Origin of the sequence: Roseateles noduli (assembly GCF_050626985.1) — a bacterium.
GTDB lineage: Bacteria > Pseudomonadota > Gammaproteobacteria > Burkholderiales > Burkholderiaceae_C > Roseateles > Roseateles noduli_A.
Genome location: NZ_CP192463.1, coordinates 413,541 through 428,207 on the forward strand (window position 1 = coordinate 413,541; position 14,667 = coordinate 428,207).

Below are 14,667 nucleotides of genomic sequence, written 5' to 3' on the forward strand. Positions count from 1 at the left end.
TGCCGGACGGCCGTCTCCGGCCTAGCATGGGCCGACTCCGGCGCACGACCGGGGCTTCACAGGAGACAAGATGATTCGCAGATCCCTGATCGCGGCAGGCTCGGCGGCGCTGGCCGCGATGATGCTGCCGGCGACCGCCTTTGCGCAGACCTACCCGGACCGCCCCGTGCGGCTGATCGTGCCGTACGCGCCCGGCGGCAGCGCGGACATCGTCGCGCGCCTGATTTCGGATGAGTGGGGCAAGGCGCTCGGCAGACCGCTGGTGGTCGAGAACAAGGCCGGCGCGGGCGGCAACGTCGGCGTGGCCGAGGTCGCGAAGTCCGCCGGCGACGGCTACACCATCGGCCTGCAGACGGTCTCGCTCGCGATCAATCCGGCGCTGACGCCGAAGATGCCCTACGACACGCTCAAGGACCTGGCGCCGATCGGCATGGTCGCGAGCTCGCAGCACGTGCTCGTCGTCAACGAGCAGGTGCCGGCGAAGTCGGTCAAGGAGCTGATCGCGCTGGCGAAGAGCCGGCCCGGCAAGCTCTCCTACGCGTCGGCCGGCACGGGCAGCACCTTCCACATGTCGGCGGAGCTTTTCAAGGCGGTCGCGGGCGTGAGCATCGTCCACATCCCGTATCGCGGCGGCGGTCCCGCGTTGAGCGACACGATCGGCGGGCAGGTCGAGATGTCCTTCCCGGTGCTGTCGGCGGCGCAGGGCCACGTGCAGTCGGGCAAGCTGCGAGCGCTGGGTGTGACCGGACCGAAGCGCTCGCCGCTGATGCCGGACGTGCCGACGATCGCGGAGGCCGGCGTCCCGGGTTATTCCTTCGAGACCTGGTTCATGGTCTTCGCGCCGGCGGGCACGCCGCGGCCCGTGATCGACAAGCTGAACGCGTCGCTGCACGCGGTGCTCACCGCCCAGGCGGTCAAGGACCGGATGGCGAAGGAAGGTTTCGAGGCTACGCCGTCGACGCCGGCGCAGGCACGCGCGCGGCTGGAGAAGGAACTGCCGCAATGGGCGAAGCTGGTGAAGGAGCGGGGGATCACCGCGGATTGATGCCGCGCGCTCCTTCGAGCGTCAGGTCTTGCCTCGCTCAGAGCCACACGCGGGGCCGCCTGCCAAGGCCTGCATCGACGAGCAGCTTGTGCGTCTTCTTGTCGACCGCCTCGGGCGGCACGTGCGCGAGAACGAGTCTCGCGAACTCCGGCAGCCCGGCGAGGCTGGCCGACACCCTCGCCTTGTGTCCGGACGGGTCCTCGAGCACGAACCATTTCATCGTCGGCGAGAAGCGGACGAGTCGCACGTCGGCCCAGCGCATCGTGCCGCGGCCGCCGAAACGGCGACCGTAGTCGATGGCCTCGTCGGACAGACGATGGCGGGCGAAGAAGTAGTCCGCGACCATGGGCAGCGCCATCAGCCCGAGCACGCCGAAGCAGAGCGCGGTGCCGAGCGTGGCCGCGGGGTGCGTGCCGGTCATGAAGGACACGGCGGCGAGCCAGAAGAAGAACGCCGCGCTGATCGTGCCGATCACGAGCGAGCTCATCGGGGGGCGCATTTCAATGGACATCGGTGGCGTTCGATTCGGGTCGCTGGCGCGCGGCGCTGTCGGCCGCAGGCGCCGAGTATCTACGCGGCGGCTGCAGCCGCTGCAGCCGCTGCGGCCGCCGCCTTCGGTCGGACCAGCGGCTGGGCGTTGAGGAACAGCACGAGGCCGCGCACGGTGTCGGTGTCCTTGTGGAACGGGTTGGCGGCCCAGTTGTCCAGCGATCGGCACGCGCGGTCGGCGACGGTCTCCACGACGCTCAAGTCGAGCTCCTCGGGATCGATGTGGAGGTCGGCGACCATCCGATCGTCGGCCCGGACGGGGAATCCGCTCAAGCGGTAGGCGACGTGGATCTCGCTCTGCAACGCTTCATGGACTGCTCGCACGATCCACGGGTCGACCTCGCGGAGATCGAAATCGCGCGAGAACTCGCAGATCGACTGGCCCGCGCGGGCGGCCGCCAGGTCGCGCAGGGCTGCTTCCGTCCGCCTCAGCTGCGGGAGGCCCCGCCCGAGGTACCAGGCGGCCGCCACGCCCGCGATCATGGCGGTCACTGTGAGCACGCCGACGGGATCTCGAACCAGCTTCCACAAGTACCAACCGGCGAGGGCCACGAGCACGCCCCAAACCATCACGGGAGCGGCAACCCGTTGCCAGCGGTTGGGGGACTCGGGGCTGGCCTTCGGCATTCGGCGGGACGGGATGCGCATCGGGGGATTCTCTGCGATGCGAGCGGTGGCACTTTCCGGGCGAATCTCCGGGGAGGTAGTTCCTCCGAGGGGTGGGGCCGCTCCGGGACATCCCCCAGACATCGCCCCTCGCGACGCGGCTAGCATCCCCCGCCAAGAAAAGACCATCGCCGGCCGCCTGCGCGGCGCGGCGGAACGAGGGAGTACCCGATGACACCGATCTCCGTCGCGCGCCGCTGCGCGCTGTCGCTCGCCCTTGCGCTGGCCGGCCTGCAGGGCGTCGCCCTTGCGCAGCCGGCGCCCGTGCCGGCCTCCGTGCCGCCGGAGGTGTTCTTCAAGAACGCCGAGCTCAATGAAGCCAAGCTCTCGCCGAACGGCAAGCGCCTGGCCGTCGCCGCGCCGGGCGGCCCCGGCCTGCGCGTCGGCCTCTACGTGTTCGAACTGGGGGCCAAGATCGAGGCCCGTCGCGTCGTCCAGTTCAGCAACGACGACGTCGGCGACTTCTACTGGGTCAACGACGACAAGCTGGTCTTCTCCGCGACCGATCGGCGCATCGCCTCCGGGACCCACTACCAGGCCAGCGGGCTGTTCTCGGTCGCGGCGGATGGCTCCGGCATCCGGCAACTGGTCCAGCGCGAGCACGAGACCGAAGGCGAGCGCAAGGCCTTCGGCGGCGCGCTGACCTGGAATCATCGGCTCCTTACCGTGCCCTTCCCCCATGAGGGCGAACCGGGCAATCGGGTGCTCGTCGGCAAGTTCGGCCTCAACCGCTCCAACAACCGCAGCGCCTACACCCCGTTCTGGCTGAACGTCGACACCGGCCGCGCGTTGCCCGCGACCTTCGACGAACCTCGCGGCGCCGTACGCTTCCTCTTCGACAGTCATGGCGAGGCCCGCCTCGTGATCACCGAACAGGAGAACGTGCAGGTCGTCCACTGGCGCGGACCGGGCGAGAAGACCTGGTCCGAACTCACGCGCGGCGACCTGCTGGGTCTGCCCTTCGTTCCCGTCGCGGTGGACGACACCGGCCGCCTCTTCGTGAAACGGCTCGAAGGCGCGCAACGTTATGAGGTGCTCACCCGTTTCGATTTCCAGACCGGCAAGCCGGAACCCCGCGCCCTGCTCAGTGCCCCAGGGTTCGACGCACAGAGCGCGGTGATTCGGGATGCGGGGCGCACGGTCGGCCTGCGCTACCAGACCGACGCGCAGGCGACGGCGTGGTTCGACCCCGCGATGCGTGACTTCCAGAAACTGGTCGACGCGCGCTTCACCGAAGGCGTCAACGTCGTCCAGTGCGCGCGATGCGGCAAGGCGGACATGGTCGCCGTGGTGCGCAACTTCTCGGACCGGGAGCCTGGCGAGTACTGGATCTACCGGGCCGCCGCCGCCGAGGCCGACCGCTGGCAGGCGGTCGGCCGCCAGCGCCCCGACGTCGACCCGCGGGCGATGGCCGGCCAGGAGCTGCACCGCATCAAGGCCCGTGACGGCGCCGACCTGCCGGTGTGGCTCACGCTGCCGCGGGGCGTCGCGCCAGGCAAGCCGGCGCCGGCCGTGGTGCTGGTTCACGGCGGCCCCTTCGTGCGCGGCCGCGTCTGGGAATGGGACGGCTGGGCGCAATTCCTCGCTTCGCGCGGGTATCTCGTCATCGAGCCCGAGTTCCGCGGCAGCGAGGGCTACGGCGACAAGCACTATCGCGACGGCTTCCGCCAATGGGGTCAGGCCATGCAGGACGACATCGCCGACTCGCTGGTCTGGGCGCGCCAGCAGAAGCTCGCCTCGGACCGCGCCTGCATCGCGGGCGCCAGCTACGGCGGTTATGCCACGTTGATGGGGCTGGCCAAGGACGGCGCGCTGTATCGCTGCGGCGTGGCCTGGCTCGGCGTGACCGACCTGATGCTGCTGGTCAAGGGCGACAGCTGGGTGGATGACGACCTCGGCAGCTCCTACCGCAGCTACATGGCGCCCACGATGGTCGGCGATGCAGTCAAGGATGCCGACATGCTCAAGGCCAATTCCCCGGTGCTGCTGGCCGACCGCATCCGTGCGCCGCTGCTGCTGGCCTACGGCGAACGCGACGTCCGCGTCCCCATCGAGCATGGCGAGCGCATGCGCGACGCGCTCGTGAAGGCGGGCCGTCCGCCCGAATGGATCACGTACCGCGGCGAAGCCCACGGCTTCGGGAACCTAGACAACAGTGTCGACTTCGCCAGGCGCGTGGAGGTCTTCCTCGCCAAGCACCTGAAGGACGGGCAAGGCACCCCACCAGGCGGGCAGTAAGCCGCCGCGCCCGCGCGCGTGTCACCTGAGCGGCAGAAGACTCGATCCGACCTCAGTCTTCCGCCCGCGCGCAGGCCAGCATCGCCGCCACCAGCGTCGCCCCCTGCCGCTCCCGCAGGCAGTAGAGGTACTCCCGCACCAGCGGCACGTCCTGCTCGAAGGGCAGGGCGATCAGGTCCGGGTGCCGCCCGGTCTCGTGCGCCGCGAAGATGCTGAGCCCCAGCCCGCGCACCACCGCCTCGCGCAATGCTTCCCGGCTGGCGATCTCCATCTGCGCCTGCGGGCGCACGCCGGCTGCGTCCAGCGCCTGCTCGCTCAAGGTCCGCGTCATCGAGCCGCGCTCCCGCACCAGCAGCGTCTCCTCCGCCAGCGCCGTCAGCGACACCGCCGCGCGCCGCGCCAGCGCATGGCCGCGCGGCAGCAGCAGCACCAGCGGGTCGGCACCCAGCTCGACGCGGTGCAGCCGCGCGTCGTCCACCAGGTGGCTGGAGGTCGCCAGGTCCACCTCGTAAGCCAGCAGCGCGTCCACCATCTGCCGTGAATTGCCGGCCGCGATGCTCAGCTCCACCCGCGGGTGCCGCGTCCGGAACCGCTGCGCCAGCGTCAGCGTGTAGTACGGCGCGGTCGCGCCCAGCCGCAGCGTGCCGCCGCGCAGCTCGGCGGAATCGCGCAGCGCGAACTCGATGTCCAGCTCCTGCTGCAGCAGCGCGTCCACCTGCGGCATCAGCCGCCGGCCCGCGTCGCTCAAGCTCAGGCGCCCGCCGCCGCGGTGGAACAGCTCCACCCCGTACTGCTCCTCCAGCGCGCGGATCTGCGTCGTCACCGTCGGCTGCGACAGCCCCAGCTGCTTGGCCGCGCCGGTGATAGACCCCAGCCGCGCCACGGCGAAGAAGGCCTTCAGCTGGTTCACGAGCACGGCAGGCCTCCCGGATCTCCCGGATCTCCCGGATCTCCAAAAACGGCCAATACCGGTTTCCGCGAACTTGGGGCGTTTGACGCGTCAATGACATATGCCATTCCTACAGTGTCCCCCATCGATTCCCCCGATGGAGCGCCCATGCCGATCTCTCCCCTGACGACCTCGCGGTCGACCTCCCTCTCGACCGTCCTCCACGCCGCCGCGGCGCTGGCCCTGGCCGCGATCGCCGCGTTCACCAGCCCCGAGGTCCATGCCCAGGGCGCCCAAGGCCCTCAGGGCAAGACCGAGCTGCTGGTCTACAGCGCGCTCGAAGCCGACCAGATCAAGGCCTACAAGACCGCCTTCGAGCAGGACCATCCCGCCATCGAGCTGAAGTTCGTCCGCGAGTCCACCGGCATCGTCACCGCCCGGCTGCTGGCCGAGAAGGCCAACCCGCAGGCCGACGTCGTCTGGGGCCTGGCCGCGACCTCGCTGATGCTGCTGGACAAGGAGGGGATGCTCGCGGCCTACGCGCCCAAGGGCCTGGAGCAGGTCCGCGCCACGATGCGCGACCCGCGTCCGCAGCCGACCTGGGTCGGCATGGACCTGTGGTCGTCGGCCGTCTGCTTCAACACCGCCGAGGCCGCGAAGCACAAGCTGCCCAAGCCCGCCTCCTGGGCCGACCTGACACAGCCCGTCTACAAGGGACTGCTGACGATGCCGCATCCGGCCTCCAGCGGCACCGGCTACCTGATGGTCTCCGCCTGGCTGCAGATGATGGGCGAGGCCAAGGGCTGGGCCTTCATGGACGCGCTGCACCAGAACATGGGCGTCTACACGCACAGCGGCTCCAAGCCCTGCCGGCAGGCCGGCGCCGGCGAATTCCCGGTCGGCCTGTCCTTCGAGTACCGCGCCAACAAGACCAAGAAGGAAGGCGCGCCCATCGACATCGTCTTCCCGAAGGAGGGCCTGGGCTGGGACGTCGAGGCCACCGCCGTCATGAAGACGACGAAGAAGCCGGACGCCGCCCGGGCGCTGGCCGACTGGGCCGTGACCCGAAAGGCCAACGAGCTCTACGCGAAGAACTTCGCCGTGCTGGCGCTGCCCTCGGTGCAGGAACAGCTGGAGTACGTGCCCTCCGACCTCGACAAGCTGCTGGCGAAGAACGACTTCAACTGGGCCGCCGCGAACCGCGATCGCATCCTCGCCGAGTGGTCGCGCCGCTACGAGGCCAAGGCCGAGAAGAAGTGATCCGGACCTCCCATGCTGCATCTGCGCCAGATCACCAAGCGCTTCGGCCCGCAGACGGTGCTGCAAGGCATCGACCTCGACCTGGGCCCGGGCGAGTTCGTGTCGCTGCTCGGCCCGTCGGGCTGCGGCAAGACGACGCTGCTGCGCATCGTCTGCGGCATCGAGACGCCCGAGGCCGGCCAGGTGCTGATGCACGGCCAGGACATCACCGCCTGGCCGGCGTCGCAGCGCCGCTTCGGCGTGGTGTTCCAGTCCTATGCGCTGTTCCCCAACATGACGGCGCGCGAGAACGTCCGCTACGGACTGAACGAGCTGCCCCGGCGCGAGGCCGCCGCCCGCGCCGACGAGATGCTCGCGCTGGTGGGCCTGCTGGAGCAGGCCGGCAAGTTTCCCGCGCAGCTGTCCGGCGGTCAGCAGCAGCGCGTCGCGCTGGCCCGCGCGCTGGCGCCGGGACCGAAGCTGCTGCTGCTCGACGAGCCGCTGTCGGCGCTGGACGCGCAGGTCCGGCAGGAGCTGCGCACCGAGATCCGCGCGCTGCAGCAGCGGCTGGGCATCACGACGCTGATGGTCACGCACGACCAGGACGAGGCGCTGGCGATGTCCGACCGCGTGGTCCTGCTGGCCAAGGGACAGATCGCGCAGCAGGGCGCGCCGCGGCAGCTCTACGACCAGCCGGCCAGCGCGCTGGTGGCGGGATTCGTCGGCCGGATGAACTGGATGGACGGGCAGGTCGTCGCCGAGGGACGCGTGCGCGTCGGCACGACGCTGCTCGATTGCGACAGCCGCCTCTACAAGACCGGCAGTGTCGTGCGCGTGGGCATCCGCCCGGAAGCGATCCGCCTGATCGACGGGGAGGGAGCGATGCTCCGCGCCCGCATCGAGACGCTGCAGTTCCATGGCGCGGTGACGCAGGTGCTGCTGCGTTGCGAAGCGCTGGGCGCTGGCACCGGTGCGGGCGTCGGCGGGGCGTTGATGCTCGAGATCCCCAGCGGCGAAGCCGCCGGTCTCAGTGAAGGCGAGGTCCGCGGCCTGCGATTGCCCGCCGCGGCGCTCCAGCTTTTCGACGCGCCGTTGTCGATGCGGAGAGCCGCGTGAGCCTGGTGTTCGATCAGACATCGCGGGCACCTCAGGTGCCGCTGCCGCGCCGGCGGAGACGCCACCTCGAATCGTGGGTGCTGCGCGGCCTGCTGGCTGCCGCCCTCGTCGCGCTGGCCGTGATCATCCTGCTGCCGCTGGTGGCGCTGCTCGCGCAGAGCGTGCTCGACGGGCAGGGCCGCTTCGTCGGCGCGTCGCATTTCATCGCGTATTTCTCGACCGGCCGATGGAGCGCGCTGTGGAACAGCGTCGCGCTGTCGGCAGTCTCCGCCGTCGTCTGCGTCGCGCTCGCCTACGGCTACGCCTGGGCGCTGACGCACACGGCGCTGCCGGCCAAGGGCCTGTGGCGCGCGCTCGCGCTGCTGCCGCTGCTCGCGCCTTCGCTGCTGGCGGCCATCGGGCTGGTCTACGCCTTCGGCAACCAGGGCCTGCTGAAGGGCCCGATGCTGGCGCTCGGGATCGACAGCATCTACGGCCCGGCCGGCATCGTGCTGGGCTCGGTGCTGTGGACCTTCCCGCACGCGATGCTGATCCTCGTCACCACCTTGTCCAGCAGCGACGCGCGGACGATCGAAGCCGCGCGCTGCCTGGGCGCCAGCGGCTGGCGCGTGTTCCGCACGGTGACGCTGCCGGCCAGCCGCTACGGGCTGCTGATCTCGCTGGTCGTGGTATTCGTGCTGGTGCTGACCGACTTCGGCGTGCCCAAGGTCGTCGGTGGGCAGACCGCGATGCTGGCCACCGACATCTACAAGGAAGTCGTCGGCCAGCAGCGCCTGGACCGCGGCGCCGTCGTCGCGATGCTGCTGCTGTTGCCGGCGCTGGGCGCCTTCGTGCTGGAGCAGCGCCTGCGCGCCCGCCAGCGCGCGGTGCTGAGCCTGCGCGCCGTCCCGCACGTGCCGTCGCCGCGCGCGGGACGGGACCTCGCCGCGCTGCTGTACTGCGCGCTGGTCGCGGCGGCGCTGGTCGGCGTCTTCGGCATCGCGGTGTACGCGTCGTTCGCGCAGTACTGGCCGTACCAGCTCGCGCCGACGCTGACGCATTACCAGTTCGACATGAGCGACGGCGGCGGCTGGGCCAGCTATGGGAACTCGCTGCGTCTGGCCGCGTGGACCGCGCTCGCCGGCGCGGGCCTGAGCTTCGTGCTGGCCTGGCTCGTGGACAAGCCGCGCGGTTTCGTGGCCGCGCGCGGCGTGCTCAACGCGTTGGCGACGCTGCCGATGGCGGTGCCGGGTCTTGCCCTGGGGCTGGGCTACATCCTGTTCTTCAACGCGCCGTGGAATCCGCTGCGCGGCTGGTACGGCGGGCTCGGCCTGCTGGTGCAGTGCACGGTGGCGCATTACTACTCGGTCGCGCACCTGACGCAGCTCGGCGCGCTGCGGCAGCTCGACCCTGAATACGAACGCGTCGCCGAATCGCTCGGCCTGCCGTTCTGGACGCACCTGCGCCGCGTGCACCTGCCCATCGCCATCCCGACGCTGGTGCAGGTGGCGGGCTACTTCTTCGTCAGCGCGCTGACGACGGTGTCGGCGGTGGTGTTCCTGTACTCGCCCGACACCACGCTGGCCGCGATCGCGGTGCTCGCGATGGACGACGCCGGGGATACCGCGCCGGCCGCCGCGATGGCGACGTTGTTGTTCGTGACCGCGGCGATCGGGCGAGGTGTCATCGGCCTGGTCGGCCACGTCCTTGTGCAACGGACCCAGCGGTGGCGAGCCCGATAGCCCCAGCCAGAAAGCTTCCGTACTGCCACCGCCGCTGGCCCTCACCCCCGCCCTCTCCCGCAAGCGGGAGAGGGGGCCAAGCCAGCGAGCTTCATTCCTTCGATAGGCATTCCCATGAACTGTGACCTTCTCGTGGTCGGCGCCGGCATCGTCGGCCTGGCCCATGCCTGGGCCGGCGCGAAGCGCGGCTGGCGCGTCGTCGTCGTCGAGCGCGACGCGGCCTGCATCGGCGCGTCGATCCGCAACTTCGGCTTCGTGACCGTGACCGGTCAGCAGCGCGGCGCGCACTGGCGCCGGGCGCGGCGATCGCGCGATCTCTGGGCCGAGCTCGCGCCGCAGGCCGGCCTGCGCATCGAACACGCCGGCCTGCTGCTGGCCGCGCGCTGCGCCGAATCCGAAGCCTTGCTCGAGGCCTTCCTCGCCACCGAGATGGGGGAGGGCTGCGCGTGGCTCGGTGCCGCGGACGCGGCGGCGCGCCAACCCGGCCTGCGCGAGGACGGCTTGATCGGCGCGCTGGTCAGCCCGCACGAGTTGCGCGTCGAATCGCGCGACGCGATCCCGCGCATCGCCGCCTGGCTGGCGGAGCGGCATGGCGTGGAGTTCCGCTTCGGCGAATCGGTGCTCGAGGTCGAGGCCCCGCACGTGCGCACGTCCCGCGCGAGCTACCGCGCCGAGCTCGTCGTCGTGTGTTCGGGCGCGGAGCTGCACGGGCTCTTCGCCGATCGATGGACACCGCATGCCTTGTCGCTGTGCCAGCTGCAGATGCTGCGTGTGCGGCCGCCGTCGGGCTTCCGCCTGAATGCCGCGTTGATGGCCGACCTGAGCCTGGTGCGCTATGAAGGCTACGCCGCGCTGCCCGAGGCGCAGCCGCTGCTGCGACGCCTGTCGGCGCAGCGGCACGACGCGCTGGCGCATGGCATCCACCTGATCGTGGTGCAGAGCGCCGACGGCACGCTGGTGGTCGGCGACTCGCATCACTACGGTCCGGTGCTGCCGCCGTTCGCGAGCGAGGCAGTGGATCGGCTGATCCTCGACGAACTGCAGCGCCAGCTGGCGCTGCCGTCGGTGGAGGTGGTCGAGCGCTGGACCGGTGTCTATCCGGTGAGCGCGGCCGCACCGTGCCTCGTCGAGGCGCCGGACGAGCGCACCCGGCTCGTGATGGTCACCAGCGGCACGGGCGCCAGCACCGCGTTCGGATTGGCGGAAGAGGTCCTCGCCGCCTGGTAAGGGTTTCAGTACTTCCACCGCCGCTGGCCCTCACCCCCGCCCCTCTCCCGCAAGCGGGAGAGGGAGTTCCGCACGGCGCCTCTCCCCCAAGCGGGAGGGAGTTCCGCATCGCACCTCAGCGTTCCTTCAAGCTCTCGCTCCTGACGCGTTCGAGCGGGCTCAGCAGGAATCCGATGACGCGCCGGCTCCCGGTGCGCACCTCGGCGCTGAGCGCCATGCCGGGTCGCAGCGGCACGCGAGCGCCGTCGACCTCGATGTCGCGCGCGTCCAGCGTCAGCGTCACGGCGAAGCGCGGTCCCAGCTGCTCATGGTCGATCGCGTCGGGGCTCACCCGCGTGACCGTCGCCGGCAGCGTGCCGTGACGCGTGAACGGGAAGGCCTCCAGCTTGATCGCCGCCACGTCGCCGACGCGCACGAAGCCGATGTCCTTGTTCTGGAGCATGACCTCCGCCGTCACCGGCGCGTCGTCGGGCACGATCACCATCAGCGCCTGCGCCTCGGTCACGATGCCGCCGGGCGTGTGGATCGCCAGCTGCTGCACCGTGCCGTCCACCGGCGCGACGAGCCGCGTCAGCTCCTCGCGCCGGCCGGCCTTGCGGCGCTCGGCCTCGATCTGCGCCAGCCGCGCGGCGGCCTGCTCGCGCGTCGTGTGCCAGCGCTGGCGGACCTCGGCGATCAGCGCGGCGCGTGTCGCCTGCGTCTCGGTCAACGCGGCGTCGGTCTCGCGGGATCGCGCGCGCTGGGTGTCGAGCTCGCCGCTGAGGTCGAGCCGCTCGCGCCGCCGATCCTCCCACGCATGCGTGGAGGCGAATCCCTGGCCCGCGAGCGCGCGCAGGTCGTCCTCGCGCCGCGCGGCCAGCGGCAGCGCCGATGCCAGCCGCGTCGCCGCGGCCAGGGCGGTGTCGCGTTCGGCGCGGCGGCGGTCGGCCTCGGCGTCCAGTCGCCCCAGGCGGGCCTGCAGATCGCCCCACTCGGCGCGCAGCATCGCCAGCGTCTCGTGCTGTCGCGGCGCGGGCCAGTCCGACGGCGGTGTCTCCGCCAGAGCGGGGGCGGACAATGCGACGGACCTCGCTGCACCGCGTCCCGCATGACCCGTCCCGGTCGTCCCGATGGTCTCCATCGTCCCGGGCTCCTGGATCGACGGGAGCGACTGGATCGACGGGATGGCCTGGAGCGACGCCAGCAGCCGCTCCGCGCGCCAGCCTTCGGCCAGGGCCGCCAGGCGCTGCTCGTCCAGGCTCTCGCGGTCCGCGGCGGGCGCCGTCGGATCGAGCTCCACCAGCGTCTGGCCCGCCGTGACGTGCTCGCCGTCGCGCACCCGCACGCGGTGGACCACGGAGCGCTCCAGCGGCTGCACGATCTTGCTGCGCTCGCTGACGACGAGCTTGCCTTCGGCCACGGCGACGATGTCCACGCGACCCACCAGGGACCACACCAGCGCGATCGCCGCCAGCCCGATCAGCACGAAGGCCGTGCGCCGCGGCGCCGGATGGAGCGGCGTGTCGCGCACCGCCAGCGCCGCGGGCAGGAAGGCCGCCTCCTCGGCGTGGCGCGCCGGTCCGACGAGGTCGCGGCGCGCCGCCCACGCCGCGGCCAACACCTCGCGATGGCGACGCAGCATCTCCACCGGTGCGCCGAAGCGGTGGCTCAGTGCGGCGCCGAGCTCCTGCAATCGCCTCAGTCGCCGGATCCGGACCCCGGCCCGGGCGTTCCACCGGGCGTTCCAACGGCCGTTCATGCGCGTGCTCCCGGTCCGTCCTGCATCGACCACAAGCGCCGGTACAGGCCGTCCTGCAAGGCCAGCAACGCGTCGTGCGGTCCCTCTTCGACGACGCGGCCGCGTTCCATCACGATGATGCGGTCGGCGTGGCGCACCGCGCTGAGCCGGTGCGCAATGATGAGCACCGTGCGGTCGCGGCAGATCTGCGCCATGTTCCTGTGCAGCACGGCTTCGCTTTCGTAGTCGAGGGCGCTGGTGGCCTCGTCGAGGATCAGGATGCGCGGGTCGGTGAACAGCGCCCGCGCGATCGCCACGCGCTGGCGCTGGCCGCCGGACAGGGAGCCGCCCTGTTCGCCGACGATCGTGTCGTAGCCTTCGGGCAGTTCGCTGATGAAGTCGTGCGCGCCGGCCAGGCGCGCCGCGCGGACCACCGCCTCGATCGGCGCGGCCGGATCGGCGATGGCGATGTTCTCCCGCAGCGTGCGGTTGAAGAGCACGTTGTCCTGCAGCACCACGCCGATCTGGCGCCGCAGCTGCGCCGCGTCGATCAGCCCGCTGTCGACCTCGTCGATCAGCACGCGGCCCTCCTGCGGCAGGTGCAGGCGTTGCACCAGCGTCGTCAGCGTGCTCTTGCCGCTGCCGGAGCGGCCGACGATGCCGACCACCTCGCCGGCGCGGATCGACAGGTCCACGCCGCGCAGCGCCGGCGCGGCCTCGGGCCGGTAGCGGAAGGTCACGTCGCGCAGCGCCACCGCGCCGCGCAGCGCGGGCAGTTGCGCGGCGCTGGCGGGCGGCGCCTCGGTGCGCGTGTTGAGGATGTCGCCCAGCCGCGCCATCGACAGGCCGGTCTGCTGGAAGTCCGTCCACAGGTTGGCCATGCGCATCACCGGCTGCGCGACGTGCTGCGCGAACATGTTGAAGGCGACGAACTGGCCCACCGTCAGCGCGCCGTCCATCACCTCCTGCGCGCCCCACCAGAGCGTCGCGGCCTGCGTCAGCTTGCCGACCAGCCCGACGCCCTCATGGCCCCAGGCCGCGAGGTTCTGCGTGCGGAAACTGGCCGACACGTAGGCCGCCAGCTGCTTGTCCCAGCGGCGCGCGAAGGCGGGTTCGAGCGCGCCGGCCTTCACCGTCTGGATCGCGGTGACGGACTCGACCAGCATGGCCTGGTTCTCGGCGCCGCGCGCGAACTTCTCGTCCAGCCGCCGTCGCAGCACCGGCACGATCAGCACGCTCAGCAGCACGTAGCCGGGCAGGCTCGCCAGCACGATCAGCGTCAGCGGCACGCTGTAGAGGAACATCACCGCGATGAAGACGATCGAGAAGAACAGGTCCAGCACCACGGTGAGCGCCTGGCCGGTGAGGAAGGCGCGGATGTGCTCCAGCTCGCGCACGCGGGCCACCGAGTCGCCCACGCGCCGCGCCTGGAAGTAGGCCAGCGGCAGCGCGGCCAGGTGACGGAACAGCCGCGCGCCGAGCTCCACGTCGATGCGACTGGTCGTGTGGCTGAGGATGTAATGGCGCAGGCCGGAGAGCAGGCTCTCGAAGAGCATCACCACGACCAGGCCCACCACGATGACGTGCAGCGTGGACAGCCCGCGATGCACCAGCACCTTGTCCATGACGACCTGGAAGAACAGCGGGTGCGCGAGCGCGAAGCCCTGCAGCACGAACGAGATCAGCAGCACCTCGCCGAGCAGGCGCCGGTGCTTGACCAGGGCCGGGATGAACCACGAGAAGTCGAAGTGGGCCATCTCGCCGACGAGGCTGGCGCGGCTGGCGACGAGCATCAGCTCGCCGTTCCAGCGCGCCAGCAATGCGTCGCGCGTGAGCTTGGCGGGGCGGCCGCCGTCCACGGCGGGATCGGCGATCAGGGCCTCGCTGGTGCCGATGCGGCCCAGCACGACCGGACGCACCGGGGCGTCGGGCTCGTCGGGAGCGCTGCCCTCGTCGCGCAGCCAGATCACCGTGGGCAGCGGCACGCGCGCGAGCCGGGCCGCGTCGCCGCGCAGACGGCGCGCCTTCAGGCCGAGCAGCCGCGCGGCGCGCAGCAGGTCGTCCGGCTCGACGGGATCGTTCGGACCGAGGCCGAGCTGGTGCGCCAGTGCGTCGGGTTCGGCGGCGATCTCATGGAAGGCGGCCACCAGGCACAACGCCGCCAGCGGGGAGACCCGCGGCGGCGTCGGGCCGGGAGGCGGCAGGCGGAGGGGAAGGGTCGTATCGGCCATCGGGACTCACGGTCTCGGGAAAGACGCGT

General features: G+C 71.3%; 11 protein-coding genes. 6 read left to right on the top strand and 5 right to left on the bottom strand.

Translation table 11 applies throughout. From position 1 onward, the window contains the following. Positions 1–70 precede the first annotated feature (70 nt). Entirely contained in the window at positions 71–1,045 is a 975-nt protein-coding gene (locus ACQ4L4_RS01965; RefSeq protein WP_431102535.1) for a tripartite tricarboxylate transporter substrate binding protein, read from the top strand. Positions 1,046–1,082: 37 nt separating this feature from the next. Here ACQ4L4_RS01965 and ACQ4L4_RS01970 read toward each other — a convergent pair whose 3' ends face one another. Continuing rightward, positions 1,083–1,532 carry a hypothetical protein gene (locus ACQ4L4_RS01970; protein WP_431102536.1) on the bottom strand — a complete coding sequence of 150 codons (450 nt, stop codon included), beginning with the start codon at positions 1,530–1,532 and terminating at the stop codon, positions 1,083–1,085. 83 nt (positions 1,533–1,615) lie between these two features. After that, positions 1,616–2,242, bottom strand: coding sequence for a hypothetical protein (locus ACQ4L4_RS01975; protein ID WP_431102537.1), 627 nt, complete (start codon positions 2,240–2,242; stop codon positions 1,616–1,618). Between the two features lie 189 nt (positions 2,243–2,431). Here ACQ4L4_RS01975 and ACQ4L4_RS01980 point away from each other — a divergent pair, with 189 nt between their 5' ends. Further along, positions 2,432–4,498, top strand: coding sequence for an alpha/beta hydrolase family protein (locus ACQ4L4_RS01980; RefSeq protein WP_431102538.1), 2,067 nt, complete (start codon positions 2,432–2,434; stop codon positions 4,496–4,498). A 52-nt stretch (positions 4,499–4,550) separates the two neighbouring features. Here ACQ4L4_RS01980 and ACQ4L4_RS01985 read toward each other — a convergent pair whose 3' ends face one another. Beyond that, entirely contained in the window at positions 4,551–5,414 is an 864-nt protein-coding gene (locus ACQ4L4_RS01985; protein WP_431102539.1) for a LysR substrate-binding domain-containing protein, read from the bottom strand. Positions 5,415–5,555: 141 nt separating this feature from the next. On the opposite strand from ACQ4L4_RS01985, the gene ACQ4L4_RS01990 reads away from it, so the two are divergent. From ACQ4L4_RS01990 to ACQ4L4_RS02005, 4 genes are all read left to right on the top strand, one after another. Next, positions 5,556–6,647 carry a putative 2-aminoethylphosphonate ABC transporter substrate-binding protein gene (locus ACQ4L4_RS01990; RefSeq protein WP_431102540.1) on the top strand — a complete coding sequence of 364 codons (1,092 nt, stop codon included), beginning with the start codon at positions 5,556–5,558 and terminating at the stop codon, positions 6,645–6,647. Between the two features lie 12 nt (positions 6,648–6,659). Continuing rightward, complete coding sequence (locus ACQ4L4_RS01995) at positions 6,660–7,742, top strand: ABC transporter ATP-binding protein (protein ID WP_431102541.1); 1,083 nt, start codon at positions 6,660–6,662, stop codon at positions 7,740–7,742. Further along, a complete protein-coding gene (locus ACQ4L4_RS02000; RefSeq protein WP_431102542.1) occupies positions 7,739–9,463 on the top strand; it encodes a putative 2-aminoethylphosphonate ABC transporter permease subunit in 1,725 nt (574 codons plus the stop codon). The genes ACQ4L4_RS01995 and ACQ4L4_RS02000 overlap by 4 nt, the downstream gene beginning before the upstream one ends. A gap of 114 nt (positions 9,464–9,577) precedes the next feature. After that, a complete protein-coding gene (locus ACQ4L4_RS02005; protein WP_431102543.1) occupies positions 9,578–10,690 on the top strand; it encodes a TIGR03364 family FAD-dependent oxidoreductase in 1,113 nt (370 codons plus the stop codon). A 115-nt stretch (positions 10,691–10,805) separates the two neighbouring features. Here ACQ4L4_RS02005 and ACQ4L4_RS02010 read toward each other — a convergent pair whose 3' ends face one another. Both ACQ4L4_RS02010 and ACQ4L4_RS02015 read right to left on the bottom strand, forming a co-directional pair. After that, the gene (locus ACQ4L4_RS02010; RefSeq protein WP_431102544.1) at positions 10,806–12,428 is read right to left on the bottom strand and encodes an HlyD family type I secretion periplasmic adaptor subunit; all 1,623 of its coding nucleotides are present in this window, start codon (positions 12,426–12,428) and stop codon (positions 10,806–10,808) included. Further along, the gene (locus tag ACQ4L4_RS02015; protein WP_431102545.1) at positions 12,425–14,638 is read right to left on the bottom strand and encodes a type I secretion system permease/ATPase; all 2,214 of its coding nucleotides are present in this window, start codon (positions 14,636–14,638) and stop codon (positions 12,425–12,427) included. Before ACQ4L4_RS02015 ends, ACQ4L4_RS02010 begins: the two co-directional genes overlap by 4 nt. Positions 14,639–14,667: the final 29 nt, after the last annotated feature.

Bases quoted from the DNA above. Each gene is read 5' to 3' on its own strand.
- ACQ4L4_RS01995 (WP_431102541.1), top strand. From the start codon at position 6,660: ATGCTGCATCTGCGCCAGATCACCAAGCGCTTCGGCCCGCAGACGGTG.
- ACQ4L4_RS02015 (WP_431102545.1), bottom strand. From the start codon at position 14,638: ATGGCCGATACGACCCTTCCCCTCCGCCTGCCGCCTCCCGGCCCGACG.
- ACQ4L4_RS01970 (WP_431102536.1), bottom strand. From the start codon at position 1,532: ATGAGCTCGCTCGTGATCGGCACGATCAGCGCGGCGTTCTTCTTCTGG.
- ACQ4L4_RS02010 (WP_431102544.1), bottom strand. From the start codon at position 12,428: ATGAACGGCCGTTGGAACGCCCGGTGGAACGCCCGGGCCGGGGTCCGG.
- ACQ4L4_RS02005 (WP_431102543.1), top strand. From the start codon at position 9,578: ATGAACTGTGACCTTCTCGTGGTCGGCGCCGGCATCGTCGGCCTGGCC.
- ACQ4L4_RS01975 (WP_431102537.1), bottom strand. From the start codon at position 2,242: ATGCGCATCCCGTCCCGCCGAATGCCGAAGGCCAGCCCCGAGTCCCCC.
- ACQ4L4_RS01965 (WP_431102535.1), top strand. From the start codon at position 71: ATGATTCGCAGATCCCTGATCGCGGCAGGCTCGGCGGCGCTGGCCGCG.
- ACQ4L4_RS01980 (WP_431102538.1), top strand. From the start codon at position 2,432: ATGACACCGATCTCCGTCGCGCGCCGCTGCGCGCTGTCGCTCGCCCTT.
- ACQ4L4_RS01990 (WP_431102540.1), top strand. From the start codon at position 5,556: ATGCCGATCTCTCCCCTGACGACCTCGCGGTCGACCTCCCTCTCGACC.